Annotated in this window: 14 protein-coding genes; 4 read left to right on the top strand and 10 right to left on the bottom strand. The window is 64.6% G+C overall.

Translation table 11 applies throughout. From position 1 onward, the window contains the following. Positions 1–48: 48 nt before the first annotated feature. Positions 49–1,128, top strand: coding sequence for a YeeE/YedE family protein (locus tag IVB12_RS19540; protein WP_247301177.1), 1,080 nt, complete (start codon positions 49–51; stop codon positions 1,126–1,128). 1 nt (position 1,129) lies between these two features. Here the strand turns inward: IVB12_RS19540 and IVB12_RS19535 are convergent, their stop codons facing one another. From IVB12_RS19535 to IVB12_RS19515, 5 genes are read right to left on the bottom strand one after another with little or no spacing between them, the layout of a single operon-like run. Next, the gene (locus tag IVB12_RS19535) at positions 1,130–2,353 is read right to left on the bottom strand and encodes a bifunctional alpha/beta hydrolase/OsmC family protein (RefSeq protein WP_247301176.1); all 1,224 of its coding nucleotides are present in this window, start codon (positions 2,351–2,353) and stop codon (positions 1,130–1,132) included. A 28-nt stretch (positions 2,354–2,381) separates the two neighbouring features. Beyond that, positions 2,382–3,041 carry a sulfite oxidase-like oxidoreductase gene (locus IVB12_RS19530; RefSeq protein ID WP_247301175.1) on the bottom strand — a complete coding sequence of 220 codons (660 nt, stop codon included), beginning with the start codon at positions 3,039–3,041 and terminating at the stop codon, positions 2,382–2,384. A gap of 3 nt (positions 3,042–3,044) precedes the next feature. Continuing rightward, positions 3,045–4,367: an MFS transporter gene (locus IVB12_RS19525; protein WP_247301174.1), complete on the bottom strand. Its 1,323-nt coding sequence runs from the start codon at positions 4,365–4,367 to the stop codon at positions 3,045–3,047. Between the two features lie 30 nt (positions 4,368–4,397). Next, positions 4,398–5,621: a cytochrome P450 gene (locus IVB12_RS19520; RefSeq protein WP_247301173.1), complete on the bottom strand. Its 1,224-nt coding sequence runs from the start codon at positions 5,619–5,621 to the stop codon at positions 4,398–4,400. A 54-nt stretch (positions 5,622–5,675) separates the two neighbouring features. Then, positions 5,676–5,885 (bottom strand): ferredoxin, encoded by a 210-nt coding sequence (locus IVB12_RS19515; protein ID WP_247301172.1) that lies wholly within the window; start codon positions 5,883–5,885, stop codon positions 5,676–5,678. A gap of 135 nt (positions 5,886–6,020) precedes the next feature. On the opposite strand from IVB12_RS19515, the gene IVB12_RS19510 reads away from it, so the two are divergent. Beyond that, on the top strand, positions 6,021–6,665 hold the full coding sequence (locus tag IVB12_RS19510) for a TetR/AcrR family transcriptional regulator (RefSeq protein ID WP_247301171.1): 645 nt from the start codon (positions 6,021–6,023) through the stop codon (positions 6,663–6,665). Here the strand turns inward: IVB12_RS19510 and IVB12_RS19505 are convergent. From IVB12_RS19505 to IVB12_RS19490, 4 genes are all read right to left on the bottom strand, one after another. Then, the gene (locus IVB12_RS19505) at positions 6,662–7,300 is read right to left on the bottom strand and encodes an aspartate/glutamate racemase family protein (protein ID WP_247301170.1); all 639 of its coding nucleotides are present in this window, start codon (positions 7,298–7,300) and stop codon (positions 6,662–6,664) included. The genes IVB12_RS19510 and IVB12_RS19505 overlap by 4 nt on opposite strands. A 141-nt stretch (positions 7,301–7,441) precedes the next feature. Beyond that, on the bottom strand, positions 7,442–8,455 hold the full coding sequence (locus IVB12_RS19500; RefSeq protein WP_247301169.1) for an amino acid ABC transporter substrate-binding protein: 1,014 nt from the start codon (positions 8,453–8,455) through the stop codon (positions 7,442–7,444). A 12-nt stretch (positions 8,456–8,467) separates the two neighbouring features. After that, positions 8,468–9,817 carry an aspartate aminotransferase family protein gene (locus IVB12_RS19495; protein ID WP_247301168.1) on the bottom strand — a complete coding sequence of 450 codons (1,350 nt, stop codon included), beginning with the start codon at positions 9,815–9,817 and terminating at the stop codon, positions 8,468–8,470. Positions 9,818–9,820: 3 nt separating this feature from the next. Further along, the gene (locus IVB12_RS19490) at positions 9,821–10,693 is read right to left on the bottom strand and encodes a MurR/RpiR family transcriptional regulator (RefSeq protein WP_247301167.1); all 873 of its coding nucleotides are present in this window, start codon (positions 10,691–10,693) and stop codon (positions 9,821–9,823) included. An 87-nt stretch (positions 10,694–10,780) separates the two neighbouring features. Between IVB12_RS19490 and IVB12_RS19485 the strand changes: the two genes are divergently transcribed. Together IVB12_RS19485 and IVB12_RS19480 are read left to right on the top strand one after the other, a co-directional pair. Next, on the top strand, positions 10,781–11,968 hold the full coding sequence (locus tag IVB12_RS19485) for an ABC transporter permease subunit (RefSeq protein ID WP_346657736.1): 1,188 nt from the start codon (positions 10,781–10,783) through the stop codon (positions 11,966–11,968). Positions 11,969–11,970: 2 nt separating this feature from the next. Next, positions 11,971–13,077 carry an amino acid ABC transporter permease gene (locus tag IVB12_RS19480; protein ID WP_247301165.1) on the top strand — a complete coding sequence of 369 codons (1,107 nt, stop codon included), beginning with the start codon at positions 11,971–11,973 and terminating at the stop codon, positions 13,075–13,077. 68 nt (positions 13,078–13,145) lie between these two features. Here the strand turns inward: IVB12_RS19480 and IVB12_RS19475 are convergent, their stop codons facing one another. Then, positions 13,146–14,564 carry an amidase family protein gene (locus IVB12_RS19475; RefSeq protein WP_247301164.1) on the bottom strand — a complete coding sequence of 473 codons (1,419 nt, stop codon included), beginning with the start codon at positions 14,562–14,564 and terminating at the stop codon, positions 13,146–13,148. Positions 14,565–14,703: the final 139 nt, after the last annotated feature.

The raw sequence follows: 14,703 nt of genomic DNA, 5'->3' as shown, positions 1-14,703 counted from the left end.
CGCTGCGCTCGCAATGACGGCGAATGGCTAGAGACCTGAGAACCACCGATGGAATCTGCACAGCTCGTCATCCTCGCCGGTCTCGTCATCGGCCTGATCTATGGCGCCGTCGGCCTGCTCAGTGGCTTCTGTCTGATGAGCAGCATGCGCGGTGTTCTGGCGGAGGGCGACGGGCGGCTGGTGCGCACTTATGCGCTGGCGATTGCGGTTGCGATCGCCGCCAGCCAGTTGCTGGCGGGCAGCGGCACGGTCGATCTCGGCAAGTCGATCTATCTGCAACAAACCTTTTCTGCGCCGGCGTTGTTCCTCGGCGGCTTGCTGTTTGGCTATGGCATGGTGCTGTCAAATGGCTGTGGCTCGCGCGCGCTGGTGCTGCTCGGCCGCGGCAATCTGCGCTCCTTCGTCGTCGTGATCGTGCTTGCGATTGCCGCGCAGATGACGCTCAAAGGCCTGATTGCGCCGGCCCGCATTGCGCTGGTTCAGGCGTCGCAAGCTACCGTCAACGCGAATTCGCTGCCGTCGCTGCTGGCCGCGCTTGGTGCCGCTGAGCCGGTTTCGCGCGCGCTCGCTGCTGCCGCGGTCGTCGTCGCGCTGATCCTGTTCGCCTTCGCGCAGCCGGCGTTCCGGCGCTCGCCGGGCCAGATCGCGGCCGGCGTCATCATTGGACTTCTCGTTGCCAGTGGCTGGTTCGCCACCGGCTCTCTCGGCGCCGACGATTTCAATCCGGTGCCGGTGACTTCGCTCACCTTCATCGCGCCGATAGCCGATAGCCTGCAATACGCCATGCTCTCGACCGGCCTGACACTCAATTTCGGGATCGCGACCGTCGCTGGCGTCTTCGCCGGTAGCCTGGTCACGGCGCTCGCGACGGGTTGTTTCCATGTCGAAGGCTATTCCTCGCCCCGCCACATGCTACGTTCGGCCGGCGGCGCCGCGCTGATGGGAATCGGCGGCGTGATGGCGTTCGGTTGCTCGATCGGGCAGGGGCTCACCGGAATTTCGACGCTGGCGCTGGGCTCGTTCGTCGCTGTTGCCGGCATCCTGCTCGGCACGGCGGCGGGACTGCGCGGTGCGCTGCGCGTTCAGCCTCTCAAGACGGCAGCCGGGGCTGGCTCATCGGCCCCTTGAGCTACTCCACGGCTTTCGTCACGATGCGGATCTCCGAGGTCAGCGTCCGGTGCACCGGGCACTTGTCGGCGATCTCCATCAACCTCTTGCGCTGCTCGGCATCGAGCGCGCCCTCCATTGCAATGCCGCGCTCGATCTGATCGAGCATCCCCTCGCGCGTTTCGCACTCCGCACAGTCCTTGGCATAGATCTTGGAGTGCTTCAGTGTGACCGTGACGCGGTCGAGCGGCAGTGACTTGCGCTCGGCATAAAGACGCATGGTCATGGAGGTGCAGGCGCCGAGGCCGGCGAGCAGGAAATCGTAAGGGCCGGGCCCGGCATCCTCGCCGCCGGCGGCGACCGGCTCGTCCGCCACCAGACGGTGCGGACCAACCGAGACGATCTGGTGGAACTTGCTCTTGCGGGTCTCCTGGACCACGACCTGGCGCGGCGTCTCCGGGAGATCCATCGCCTTCGCGGACTTTGCGGTGTCGACATAGCGGCTGGCCCAGGCCGCGATCACATCGGCTGCGTAGAGAGCATCGCCGGGCTTCGCCAGCAGATGGTCGGCGTGGTCGAGGGAGACGAAGCTCTTGGGGTGCTTGGCCGCGACGAAGATCTTGGTCGCATTGTCGATGCCGACGGTATCGTCGACCGGGGAGTGCATCACCAGAAGCGCTTTGTGCAGACGGGTGACGTCCTTCATCAGCTCATGCTCGACGATATCGTCGAGGAATTCACGCTTGATCCGGAATGTACGGCCGGCCAGCGAAACGTCGACTTCGCCCTGCGCGCGGATGTTGTCGATGTGGTCCTTGAAAAGACCGGTGACGTGGGCGGGATCGGACGGCGCCGCGATGGTCACAACCGCGGTGGCTTCGGGGATCTGTCCTGCTGCCGCGAGGATCGCGGCACCGCCGAGGCTGTGGCCGATCAAGACGGACGGCGCTCTGCGCGTCGCGCGCAGGTGATCGGCGGCGCGCACGAGATCGGCGACATTGGAGGAGAACGTGGAATTGGCGAAATCGCCCTCGCTGGAGCCGAGCCCGGTGAAGTCGAAGCGCAGCACAGCAATGCCCTTGGCCGCGAGCGCGACCGCGATGCGCTTGGCCGCCAGCGTATCCTTGCCGCAGGTGAAGCAATGCGCGAACAGCGCGAAAGCCGCAGGCTCTCCGTCCGGCAGCTCCAGCGCGGCCGAAAGCTGATGGCCGCCTTCACCCCTGAATTGAAAGCGCTCCGTCGCCATTGGACTTCCCCCCCGTCCTTTGTTCAACCTAATCGCCTGAATAGCGCTGCCCGGTCCATGGATCGCCGCGGTTATGATAGCCGCGGACTTCCCAGAAGCCCGGCGCGTCCTTGTTCAAAAACTCGATGGCCTGGAGCCATTTGGCGCTCTTCCAGAAATACAGATGCGGCACGACCAGCCGCACCGGGCCGCCGTGCTCGGCCGATAGCGGCTGGCCGGACCAGCTATGGGCGAGCAGCGCATCCTCGGCGGCAAAGTCTTCCAGCGCGAGATTGGTGGTGTAACCATCATAGGAATGCAGCACGACGAAGCGCGCATCCTCGCGCGGCTGGCAGGCCGCGAGCAGCTCACGCGTCGCGAGTCCTTCCCACTCATTGTCATAGCGCGACCAGGTCGTCACGCAATGGATGTCGGAGGTGAACCGCGCCTGCTTCTGCGCGACAAACTCGTCGAAGGTCCAGAACACGGGATTTTCGATCGCGCCATAGACGTCGAGCCGCCAGCGCTCACGCGATACCGGCGGCACGACCCCGAGATCGAGCACCGGCCAATCCTTGGTGAGATGCTGGCCGGGCGGTAGCCTTTGGTCTTCAGGCCGCGTGATCTTGCCGGTGAGGAAGCGGCCCTCGCGCGCCCATTTCTCCTTGGTGCGCGTCAGCTTGCTGTCGGATGGCGTCTCGTCGGTCATGGCCTACTCGTGCCGATGCATTGCAGAGGCGTGCTTGGTGTCGCGCATGGTGGAGTAGATGATCAGCGACAGGCAGATGATGCCGGCAAGATAGAAATAGAACCACTCCTCGTGCCCGATGCTCTTGAAGTAGAGCGCGATCGCCGGCGCCGTGCCGCCGAAGATCGAGACCGTGATGGCGTAGGGCAGGCCGACGCCGAGCGCGCGGACATTGGTCGGGAACAACTCGGCCTTCACCACCGCATTGATCGAAGTGTAGCCGGCGACGAACAGCCAGGCGGCGCAGATCAGGATGAACGCGACGAAGGGTGACTTTGTCTCCTTCAGCGTCATCAGCAGCGGCACGGTCGCGAGCGTGCCCGCGGCACCGAAGAAGATCAAGAGCGGCTTGCGCCCGATCCTGTCTGAGATGGCGCCGTAGATGGGCTGGAGGATGGTTGCGAAAATCAACGTGCCGAAGATCACGAAAGTGGTCTGGTCCTCGGTCAGCCCGACCGAAAGCTTGACGAAGGTCTGCATGTAGGTGGTGAAGGTGTAGAACGCCGCAGTGCCGCCGGCGGTGAGGCCGACGACTAACAGCAGTTCGCGCGGATAGCGCAGCAGATTGGTGATCGAGCCGGTCGGCTTCACCACCTTCTTGGCTTCCTCGAACGCTTCGGTCTCGTGCAGGCCGCGCCGCATCACCGCGGCGAAGATCGCGAGCGCCGCCCCGATCGCGAAGGGGATACGCCAACCCCACTCCTTCAGCTCCGCCGGCGTGAGGAAGACCTTCTGCAGAAGCAGCAGCACGATGATCGCGGTGAGCTGACCACCGATCAGCGTCACGTACTGGAAGCTGGAATAGAAGCCGCGGTGCTTGGGGTCGGCGACTTCGCTGAGGTAGGTGGCGCTGGCGCCATATTCGCCGCCGAGGCTCAGGCCCTCGATCACACGGGCGAGCGCCAGGATCACCGGTGCGGCGAAGCCGATCGTGGCATAGGTCGGCGTCAGCGCGATGATCAGCGAGCCGAAGCACATGAAGACGACGGACAGGGTCAGCGAGATGCGGCGACCGAAATGGTCGGCGAGATAGCCGAAGAACCAGCCGCCCAAGGGCCGCATCAGGAAGGTCGCCGCGAATACGACGGCGACGTTCAATTGCTGGACGACGGGGTCGTTACCAGGGAAGAACGCGGGAGCGAAGTAGAGCGCGAACGCCGTATAGGCGTAGAAATCGTACCATTCGACGAGATTGCCGATCGAGCCGATGAAGATCGCCTTGATCCGCCGTTCAGCGTCGGCAACGTCAAAATGCCCAGAGGCCGGCTTGGTTGCTTGCTCTGTCACGTCCGGCCTCCCGTACTCTGTTGGAGAGGCCTACATCGCCTTTCCGAGCAGAAATGGCAACTGGCGGGGGCCTCTCACCGTGCCCTGCGACCAGGTCACGGTGCCTGCCGGGTCGAGCGCGAAGTCTGGAATGCGTCTCAGCCATTCCTCCAGCGCAACCTGCATCTCCATGCGCGCAAGGTTGGAACCGACGCAGCGATGGATGCCAAGCCCGAAGGCGGCGTGGCGGTTTTCGCGGCGGTCGATCACGACTTTGTCAGCGTCCGGAAACATCTTGGGGTCACGGTTCGCCGCCGGGAAGGACAAGAGCACCATATTGCCCGCCTTGACCGGGCAGCCCGAAATGGTGGTGTCCTGGACCACCTCGCGCGCCATGGTCACCGGCGAATAGGCGCGCAGCAGCTCTTCCACCGCGATCGGGATCAGCCCGGGCTCGGCGATCAGCCGCTCGCGATCGGCCGGCGTTTTCGCAAGATGCCACAGCGAGGAGCCGATCGCGCTCCAGGTGGTGTCGATGCCGGCGATCAGCAGCAGGCGCAGCGAGCCCACCACGTGGGAGTCCTCAAGCGGATTGCCGTCCTTGTCCCTGGCATCCATCAGATAGGAGATCAGGTCATCGGTCGGCTTGGTCTTGCGCGCCTCGATGTGTCCGCCGAAATACGCGCTCATCTCCTCGACGGCCTGGAGCAGCTTGGTCTCGTCCTTGATGCCGAGCTCGAGGATCATGTGGATCCAGTTGATGAAGAGGTCGCTGTCGCTCTCGGGAATGCCGAGCATATGCGCGATCGCGCGCACCGGAATGTGCTTCGTGTAGCTCGCCGCAGCGTCCACGCTCTTTTCGGCGATGAAGTCGTCGATCAGTTCGTTGCAGATGGCGCGGACCCGCGGTTCGAGCTTCTTCATCGCATCCGGCGTGAACGGCGGCAGCAGCAATTGCTTGGCCGGCTTGTGCACGGGCGGGTCGGAGGTGATCGGCGGGGCGGCGTTCTTGCTGGTGATCTCCGGCCGCACGTCGCGGACGATGATCCGGCGCGAGGAGAAATGCGTGGTGTCGTTGGCGATCTCGCGCACCGCTTCATAGGTCGTCGGCAGATAGCAGCCGAGGAAGCGTTTTGTGTGCACCACCGGACTCGCGGCGCGCAACTGGTCCCAGATCGGGAAGGGATCTTCCGTCCATTGCGGATCGGTGTGGTCGAAATCATGGACCCAGTCGGTGACGGGTGGATGGGCGGCAGGCAGGCTGGCGTCGGACATCTCTAATCCCTCGGTTCGTGGTCGCTGAAGACAGGCGAGCGGGCGAAGAGCGCGCTACTCCTCGATCACGTCGATTGCGATTTCCGGGCAGTTGGATTTGGCAAGCCAGGCTTTGTCTTCCAGACCCGGCGGGACCGTGCCGTCGCCGGTTTCATGGGCGTTGCCGAATTCGTCGAGCTCGAATAGCTCCGGCGCGAGCGCCTTGCAGCGGGCGTGGCCCTGGCACTTGTCGGGATCGACGTGAACCTTCAGTCGCTCTGTCATCGCGGCTTCCTCGGTCGTTTGCGCGCGAGGCCCGAAGGCGGCGCGTTTCCTCGTCTGAGTTCTTCTTAAGTTATATCCTATTACATTCGCGACAGGCTTCCCCTGTCAAGCGCAAACTTATAGGCTTCGCTCGATATGCGCTCACAACTCACTCGCAAGCCCGAGAAGACCTACCACCATGGCGATCTTCGCGATGCCTTGATCAAGGCCGCTCTGCGCGAAGCGGAACGCGGCGGCGCCGAGGCGATCAGCATCAAGGCGCTGGCCAAGCAGCTCGGCGTCTCGCAGCCGGCCCCATACCGGCATTTTGCCGACCGCGAGGCCTTGCTCGCGGCGGTGACGGCGGAGGCGTTCCGGCAGCTCAGTGCAATTCTGCGCGAGGCGATGGCAAGGCCGTCGAAGCAATCGAAGCTGTCGCGGCTCGCGCTGGCCACGCTCGATTTCGGCCTCCGTCGCAATGGTGTCTACCGCCTGATGTTTGCCTCGCGCACCGTGTCATGCGCCGCCAAGGGCAGCGAGCTGCACGAGGCCACGCGCGAAACCTTTGCGCTCGTGATCGAGGCCTTGGAGGCTCCGGCGGTCGGTTACTTGCGCGAGCGGCAAGCGCTCAAGATCTGGGCGGCACTGCACGGCGTCGTGATGCTTGCCGAGCAGGGTCTGTTCACCGGCGAGGCGGCGCATGCCACGCGTGAGGAATTGGTCGAGGACTTCGTGAGCGAAACGAAGGCCGCCCTGGCCGTCGCGATCAAGGATGCCCGGCGAAAAAAGAACGGCGCTTAGGCCTTCGCCTTCAGCAGCCTCATCAGCTTGTCGACCGCGCTGTCCGGTGTGGTTACGACAGGGCGGCCGGTGGCCTCGGCGACCAGCGGCGCCGTCGCGGCGATGCTGAACTGCGCCAGCGCAATGACGTCGCAATCGCGCAAATCGCGCGATGCGTCTGCAATCAGCCGATCGTGCGTGGCGCGGTCGCCGCGGTCGAGTGCCGCCAGCGCCCCTTCGGCAAGTTTCGGTACGACCTCGACGGCGGCCGGAAACTCCTCGGGCATCGAGGCCAGGGTCGGCGGGAAAGTCGAGAGCAGGCCGATGCGCTGACCCATGGTCACGGCACGTTCGATCATGGCCTCGTTCGGCCTCAGCACCGGCATCGGTGCATGGGCGCGCGCGACCGCTTCGATGCAGGGACCGAAGGCCGAACAGGTGAACAAAATCCCATTCGCCCCCGTTGCCGCCGCGTAGTCGCCCAGTGCCAGGAAGCGCTCGGTCATGGAATCGCTGAGCACGCCCTCGCGCGCCAGATCGGCCGACAGGCTGTCGTCGAGCAGGTTCATCAGCCGTGCCTCGGGCCAAGCCTTCGCGAACGCCGTCTCGATCGGCGCGATGGAATGCTTGAGGGCGTGGATGAGGGCGATCCGCATATCTTCGCTGCTTCTCCCTCTCCCCGTTCTTACGGGGAGAGGGCTGGGGTGAGGGGCTCTATCTGCGCTAAGGTGAGGGTGGAGAGTCCTGCCTCACCCAGATTGCTGCGCAATCCGACCAAGCGCGGAGAGGTAAACTCCTTACTTGAACGGAATGGCGTACATCAAGCCGCCTTTGCTCCAGAGACCATTGAGGCCACGATCGAGCTTGAGCGGGCTGGCCTTGCCGACATTGCGCTCGTAGATCTCGCCATAATTGCCGGTGGTCTTGATCGCCGCGACCAGCCATTTGTTGTCGAGCCCAAGCCGCGAGCCGAGGTCGCCGGAGGCACCAAGGAGCCGCTGGATTGCAGGCGTCTGCGACTTCGCCATTTCGTCAACATTGGCTTGCGTGACGCCGAGCTCTTCTGCCTCGATCAGGCCGTAATGCAGCCAGGTGATGATGTCGCTCCAGACCTCGTCGCCGTTGCGGGTGAAGGGGCCGAGCGGCTCCTTGCTGATGGTCTGCGGCAGCACGACGTAGTCGGCCGGGTTCGGCGCCGCGGTGGTCACTGCACCTGCGAGCGCGGAAGCGTCCTGGGTCATGGCATCGCAACGGCCGCCGAAGAAGGTCTGGTACATGGTGTCGATGCGGTCGAACACCAGCGGCTTCCAGTCGATGCCGTTGGCGCGGCCGTAATCGCCCAGCGTGACCTCATGCGTGGTGCCTTGAGCCACGCAGACGGTGGCGCCCTTGAGGTCCTTGAGCTCCTTCACGCCGAGGTCCTTCTTCACCACGAAGCCCTGACCGTCGTAGAAGTTGATCGGACCCTGCCGCAGGCCCAGCGTGACGCCGCGCAAGTAGGTCTGGGTCGAGTTGCGGTAGAGTACGTCGATCTCGCCCGATTGCAGTGCGGTGAAGCGATTCTGCGCAGTCAGCGAGACGTAACGCACCTTGTTGGGATCACCGAGCACGCCGGCCGCAAGGGCGCGGCAATAGTCGACGTCGAGGCCTTTGTAATTGCCTTGCGAATCCGGCGCGGAGAAGCCGGCAAAGCCGGCGCTGACGCCGCACACCAGCGTGCCGCGGCTCTTCACCGTGTCGAGCGTCGCGGCCGAAGCGACAACAGCCGACGCTGCGAGCACGCCCGCTGCGATAACCACTTTCCTCATCATGCTACTCTCCCCTCAGTTATTGACATTACGCAACACGTTGTCGACGGCCGTGCCAAGCCTGTCGACGATCAGGTCGATCTCGTCTGCGGAAGCGATATAGGGCGGCGCCAGCAGCACGTGGTCGCCGCGCACACCATCCACGGTGCCGCCGCCGGGATAGCAGCCGAGCCCGTTGGCGAGCGCCTCCGCCTTGATTTTCTGGTGCAGCTTGAGCGCCGGATCGAACGAGGTGCGGCTGGCGCGATCGGCGACGAGCTCGATGGCCCAGAACAGGCCGCGGCCCCTGATGTCGCCGACATGGTGGTGATTGCCGAAGCGTTCGGTCAGCCGCTGCTCGAGTTGTCGTCCGCGCTCCCTGACCCGATCGAGCAGGCCGTCCTCGCGGATCACGTTTTGCACCGCGAGCGCGGCCGCGCAGGCGAGGGGATGCGCCAGATAAGTGTGACCGTGCTGGAACGCGCCTGAGCCGGCGCGGATCGTGTCGATGATCTTGCCGCTCGCCAGCATCGCGCCGATCGGCTGGTAGCCACCGCCGAGCCCCTTTGCGATCGCCTGGATATCGGGCGCGACACCTTCCTGCTCCCAGGCGTGCATGGTGGCGGTGCGGCCCATGCCGCACATGACCTCGTCGAGGATCAGCAGCGCGCCGTGCCGATCGCAGATCTCGCGTATCGCCTTGAAGTAGCCGTCGGGCGCGGTCACGGCGCCGGCGGTGGCGCCGACCACGGGCTCGGCGAGAAACGCCGCGACCGTGTCGGGCCCCAGCCGCTGAAACTCGGCCTCGAGCTCGGCGGCAAGGCGCGCGACGAACTGCGCGTCCGACTCGCCCTCGCGCTTCTCGTGATAGACGAAGGCCGGCGTCACGTGGCTGAACGCAGTCGAGAGCAGCGGCGCGTAGGGCGCGCGTCGCCAGGCATTGCCGCCGGCGGCAAGCGCGCCGAGCGTGTTGCCGTGATAGCTCTGCCGCCGCGCGATGAAGTGTTGCCGCTGCGGCTCGCCGCGCTCGATGAAATATTGCCGCGCGAGCTTGATGCTGGCCTCGATCGCTTCCGATCCGCCGCTGACGAAATAAGCATAGGCGAGACCGCCGGGCTCGTGCCCAACCAGCGCTTCGGCCAGCGCCTCGGCCGGCTCGGAGGAGAAGAACGCCGTATGAGCATAGGCAAGCGTCGCGGCCTGCTTCGCCATCGCCGCGATCACGCGCGGGTGCTGGTGCCCGAGGCAGGAGACCGCCGCGCCGCCGGAGGCATCAATGATGCGCTGGCCATCCTCGGCGAAGAGATAGACGCCTTTACCGCCGATCGCCTTAGGCGGCGTTTCGCGCAATGAGCGATGCAGCACACGGCTGGTGCGGGCGGCCATGGGTCAACCTTTCTCTGGGACGTAAGTGGAGGCCGCGGCGAGTCGCGCCTCAGTACTTTCCAGACGCTTCTTCGCGGCAACGCCGCCGAGCGAGAACGTGACCGCCGCGAGCGACTGCGCGATCGCAATCGCGCCAGTGAGGCTCGGAAAGAAGCCGGGGGAGGAGGCCGCCTCGAACAGCAGCACGTGGTCGGCGCCCTCGGCCATGGGTGCCGAGAGACTATCCGCGATGGCGACCAGTGTCGCGCCGGTACGATAGGCCGCCCGTGCGACGCAGACGCTTGCATGCGTGTAGGGCAAGAAGCCGACGACAATGACCGCTTCCCCGGGCCGGAAGGCGCCGAGATCGAGGTCGTCGGGCCCGGAAGCGCCGACGAGCTGGACCTGTTCGGGTCGAAACAGTCGCAGCTCGTAGTTCAGCAATTCCGCGACGCTGCGGCAGCTTCGATAGCCGGCGATCCAAATCCGCTTGGCGTCGTGCAGCGCGCGGGCAGCTTCCGCGATCGGCTGCGCCGGGATCCGTCGAAGACCCGCGGCCTCCGCCTGGAGCTTGTCGATAACGAGCGCGACATCGGCGTTCGGCCCGTGTCGACGGCCCTTTGCGCGGCCGGAGAAGGGCGCCGCCTGCGATGGCCGCCGCGCCTCGGTCAGCGCCGCGCGCAATTCCTCCCAGCCGGAATAGCCGATCGCCTTCGCAAGCCGCGTGAACGCGGCAGGATCGGCGCCGGCTTCCGCCGCGAGATCGCGCATGGAACGGGTGGTGGCGTCGTAATCGTTGGCGGCGACGAAACGTCCGACCTCCTGCAAGCGCATCGGGAGCGATGGCAATGCAATACGCAGCTCGCTCAACGGCGAGGATTTCGCAGGCTCGACCATGAAACATTTGTTGCATGAATTGAGGTTTGGTGCAACACTTGACGTGCGCTGCCGGAAGTCGCTGCCTTTTGAGAAGGTTTTTGTGCCGTGACATCAGACGTGCCGAGACCGCCGCCACGCCGTCGTTTCTTCGGCGCCTTCGGGCGCCGCGAGCTGAAAGGCCTGTTCTGGCAGGTGCTGGTCGTCGGCATCGCGGTTGCGGTCATCGCTTTCCTTTGGTCCAACACCGTCACGAACCTCTCGGCTCGGCGCATCACGACCGGCTTCGCCTTCCTCGGTCGCGAGGCCGGCATGCCGATCGCCGACAGTCTGCTCGCCTATAATCCGAGAGACACTTATTTTTGGGCGTTCGTCGTCGGCGTCACCAACACCTTGCGCGTTGCCGTGATCGGAATCGTGCTCGCGACGATTTTGGGCACGCTGATCGGCATTTCGCGATTGTCGGCGAACTGGCTGCTGTCACGGCTCGCTGCGGTCTATGTCGAGACGCTCCGCGACATCCCGCTGCTGCTTCAGCTCCTGTTCTGGTACGTATTGATGCAGGCGCTGCCGGCCGCACGCGCCGCGTGGCGACCAGTCGAGGGTGTGTTCCTGTCCAATCGGGGCCTGATCCTGCCGGCGATCCCGTTCGGGCCGGCGCAGCTCGCGGTCCTCGGCACCGCCGTGCTGGGTTGCGCGGTGCTCTATATCGTCCGGCGATCGCTGGTCGCGCAGCAGATGCGCGATGGCAAGCCGCGGTCGGCGTGGCCCTTTGCGGTTGCGCTGGTGATTGCGTTGCCGGCGCTGGCGTCCGTGCTGCTCGGTGCATCCTGGAGCATCGAATGGCCCGAGTTGCGCGGCTTCAACTTTGTTGGTGGGCTGACGCTGGCGCCGGAATATTTCGCGCTGTTGCTCGCACTCGTCACCTACACCTCGGCCTTCGTCGCCGAGATCGTGCGCAGCGGCATCCAGTCGGTGCCGCGGGGACAGTGGGACGCCGCCAACGCGCTTGGCCTGCGCCGCAGCTTCATGCTGCGGCAGATCATCCTGCCACAGGCATTGCGCGTGATCGTTCCGCCGATGACCAGTCAGTATCTCAATTTGACAAAGAACTCATCGCTTGCGGTCGCGATCGGTTACCAGGACGTGGTCTCGATCGCCAACACCACGCTGAACCAGACCGGGCAGGCGATCGAGGCGATCGCGCTGATCATGGCGGTGTTCTTGACCATCAGTCTCGGGATCAGCTTTTTCATGAACTGGTACAATGCGCGCATCGCGCTGGTGGAGCGCTGAGAATGACGGCGATCAGCGATATGCCGGACGTGCCGCGTGCCGCTCGCCGCCCGCAAGTTGGTAATCCGATGCTGCGCTGGCTGCGCAGCAACTTGTTCTCCTCGATTCCGAACGGCATCCTCACGATCGTGCTGCTGGCGGTGCTCGCGAAGGGCGTGATCAGCTTCGTGCAATGGGGCATCGCCAGCGCTGTCTGGCTTACGCCGGCGAATGATTCCAGCGCTTGCCGCGCGGTGCGCGGCATCGGCGCCTGCTGGGCTGTCATCCCCGAAAAGTACCGCTTCATCCTGTTCGGCACCTATCCATTCGACGAGCAGTGGCGACCGGCGTTGTCGGTCGTGCTGTTCATCGCGCTGTTCTATCTCTCGACCCGCCGCGCGCTGTGGCGGCGCGAACTCGTTTTCATCTGGATCGGTGCACTCGCGCTGATCAGCGTGCTGATGTGGGGCGGGGTGCTCGGGCTCTCGTTCGTCTCGCAGGACCGCTGGGGCGGATTGCCGGTCACGCTGATCCTGGCGACGTTTGGACTCGCGTTCGGCTTTCCGCTCGGCATCCTCGTCGCGCTCGGCCGTCGTTCGAAGCTTCCGGCAATCCGCTCGCTTAGCGTGCTCTATGTCGAGCTGATCCGCGGCGTGCCGCTGGTGAGCCTCTTGTTCATGGCGAGCGTGATGTTTCCGCTGTTCATGCCGAGTGGGTTCAACATCGACAAGCTGTTGCGCGCACAGATCGCGATCATACTGTTCGCGGGCGCCTACCTTGCCGAAGTCATCCGCGGTGGTCTCCAGGCCGTACCGCGCGGGCAGTATGAGGCTGCCGACGCGCTGGGACTGTCCTACTGGCGCAAGCACCGGCTGATCATCTTGCCGCAGGCGATCCGCCACGTCATCCCGCCACTGGTCAACACCTTCATCGCCTTCTTCAAGGATACCAGTCTCGTGCTGATCATCGGCATCTTCGACCTGCTGACGACGGCGAAGACCGCGATCATCGATCCCGCTTGGCAGCAGTTTTCCGTCGAGGTCTATATCTTCGTCGCCGCAATCTATTTTGTCTTTTGCTTTGCGATGTCGCGCTATAGCCGGAGTCTGGAGGCATCAGGCGCGCGGTGACGCTCGGCCCCGGCGATGCAGCGCATCGCTGAAAGAGCGCTGCGCTGCATCCGGGCACCAGAGCGAGATTAATTCTTCACCTTCGGATCAATCGGGGTCGTGCCGCGCAGGCCCAATATATCCTCCAGCACCTTCGCGCCTGCAATCACCTGCGCATCTGCGCGCGGTGCGCCGACCACCTGCACGCCGACAGGCAGGCCGGACGCGGTAAAGCCGCAGGGCAGCGACAGCGACGGGCAGCAGGCGAGCGTGATGGCGTAGACGATGCCGAGCCATTCGACATAGTTCTCGAACGTCTTGCCGGCGCATTCGGCGACATAGCGATGCTCGACCGGGAAGGGCGGCACGATCGTCGTCGGCACCAGCAGGAGGTCGTAGGTCTTGAAGAACTCGACGGCGCGCGCCGTCATGCCAACGCGCTGGGCCTCGGCGCGCGCAAGCTGCTCGACGGTGAGCTTGAGGCCTTCCTCGATGTTCCAGATCACCTCGGGCTTGAGCAGGTCACGCTTGGTCCGGAGAAGTTGCGCCTTGCTGATCGCGAAATCGAAAGCGCGCAGCACGTGGAAGCATTCATGCGCCTCGCGCCAGTCCGGATGCGCCTCCTCGACGATGACGCCGGCCTCGGCAAAACGTTCAGCCGCCTTGCCCGTGATCGCCTTGACCTCGGGATCGACCGGCGTGATGCCGAGATCGGGCGAATAGGCGATGCGCTTCGGCCTCTTGCCAGACTGCGCCGCCGAGAGAAAAGAAGTCAAAGGCGCCGGCAGCGACAGCGGATCGGCGGCATAGTCGCCGCTCATGGCATCCAGCAGCAGCGCGAGATCCTCGACGTTGCGTGCCATCGGACCCTGCACGCCCAGATTGCGGTCGATGCCTGCCTTCGGCGTATGCGCGACGCGGCCGATGCTCGGCCGCATGCCGACGATGCCGCAGAAGCTCGCAGGGCTGCGCAGGCTGCCGCCCATGTCTGAGCCCTGCGCGAGCCAGGCCATGCCGGTGGCGAGCGCAACTGCTGCGCCGCCGGAGGACCCGGCCGCAGATTTCGAAGTATCCCAGGGATTGAGGGTCGCGCCGAATACCTCGTTGAAGGTGTTGGCGCCGGCGCCGAATTCCGGAGTGTTGGATTTGGCGTAGACGACTGCGCCGTTGGCCTCGAGGTTCTCGACCATGAGATCGGATTTCGCTGGGATGTTGTCCTTGAAGATCGGCGAGCCCTGGGTGTTCAGCACGCCCGCAACGTCGGTCAGATCCTTGATCGGCACCGGCAGGCCCGCGAGCAGCCCGCGCGCGCCGGCCGGCTTCTGCATCAGCGCCTTGGCGTTATCCCGGGCGCGGTCGAAGCACAGCGTCGGCAGCGCGTTGACCTTGCTGTCGACTTCACTGATGCGCTTCTCCAGCACATCCAGCAGCTCGAGCGGCGAGACGTCGCCGGACCGCAATTTGTCGACGACGGTGCACGCAGTTTCGCGAATCAGCTCTTGAGACAATTATCGTGCTCCTGTGTTTCAACCATCATTGCGAGCGTAGCGAAGATTCCATGGGGGTGGATAGCGACCAAGTCTGAGGCCAGACTGAGGTTGCATCCATTCAACCTGGAGACGACGATGTTGCTCGATCATCCTATCG

The sequence above is a fragment of the Bradyrhizobium sp. 179 genome (assembly GCF_023073535.1).
Taxonomy (GTDB): domain Bacteria; phylum Pseudomonadota; class Alphaproteobacteria; order Rhizobiales; family Xanthobacteraceae; genus Bradyrhizobium.
The sequence above is the reverse complement of the archived record's forward strand: the minus strand, read 5'-3'. Positions and strand labels throughout refer to the sequence as shown.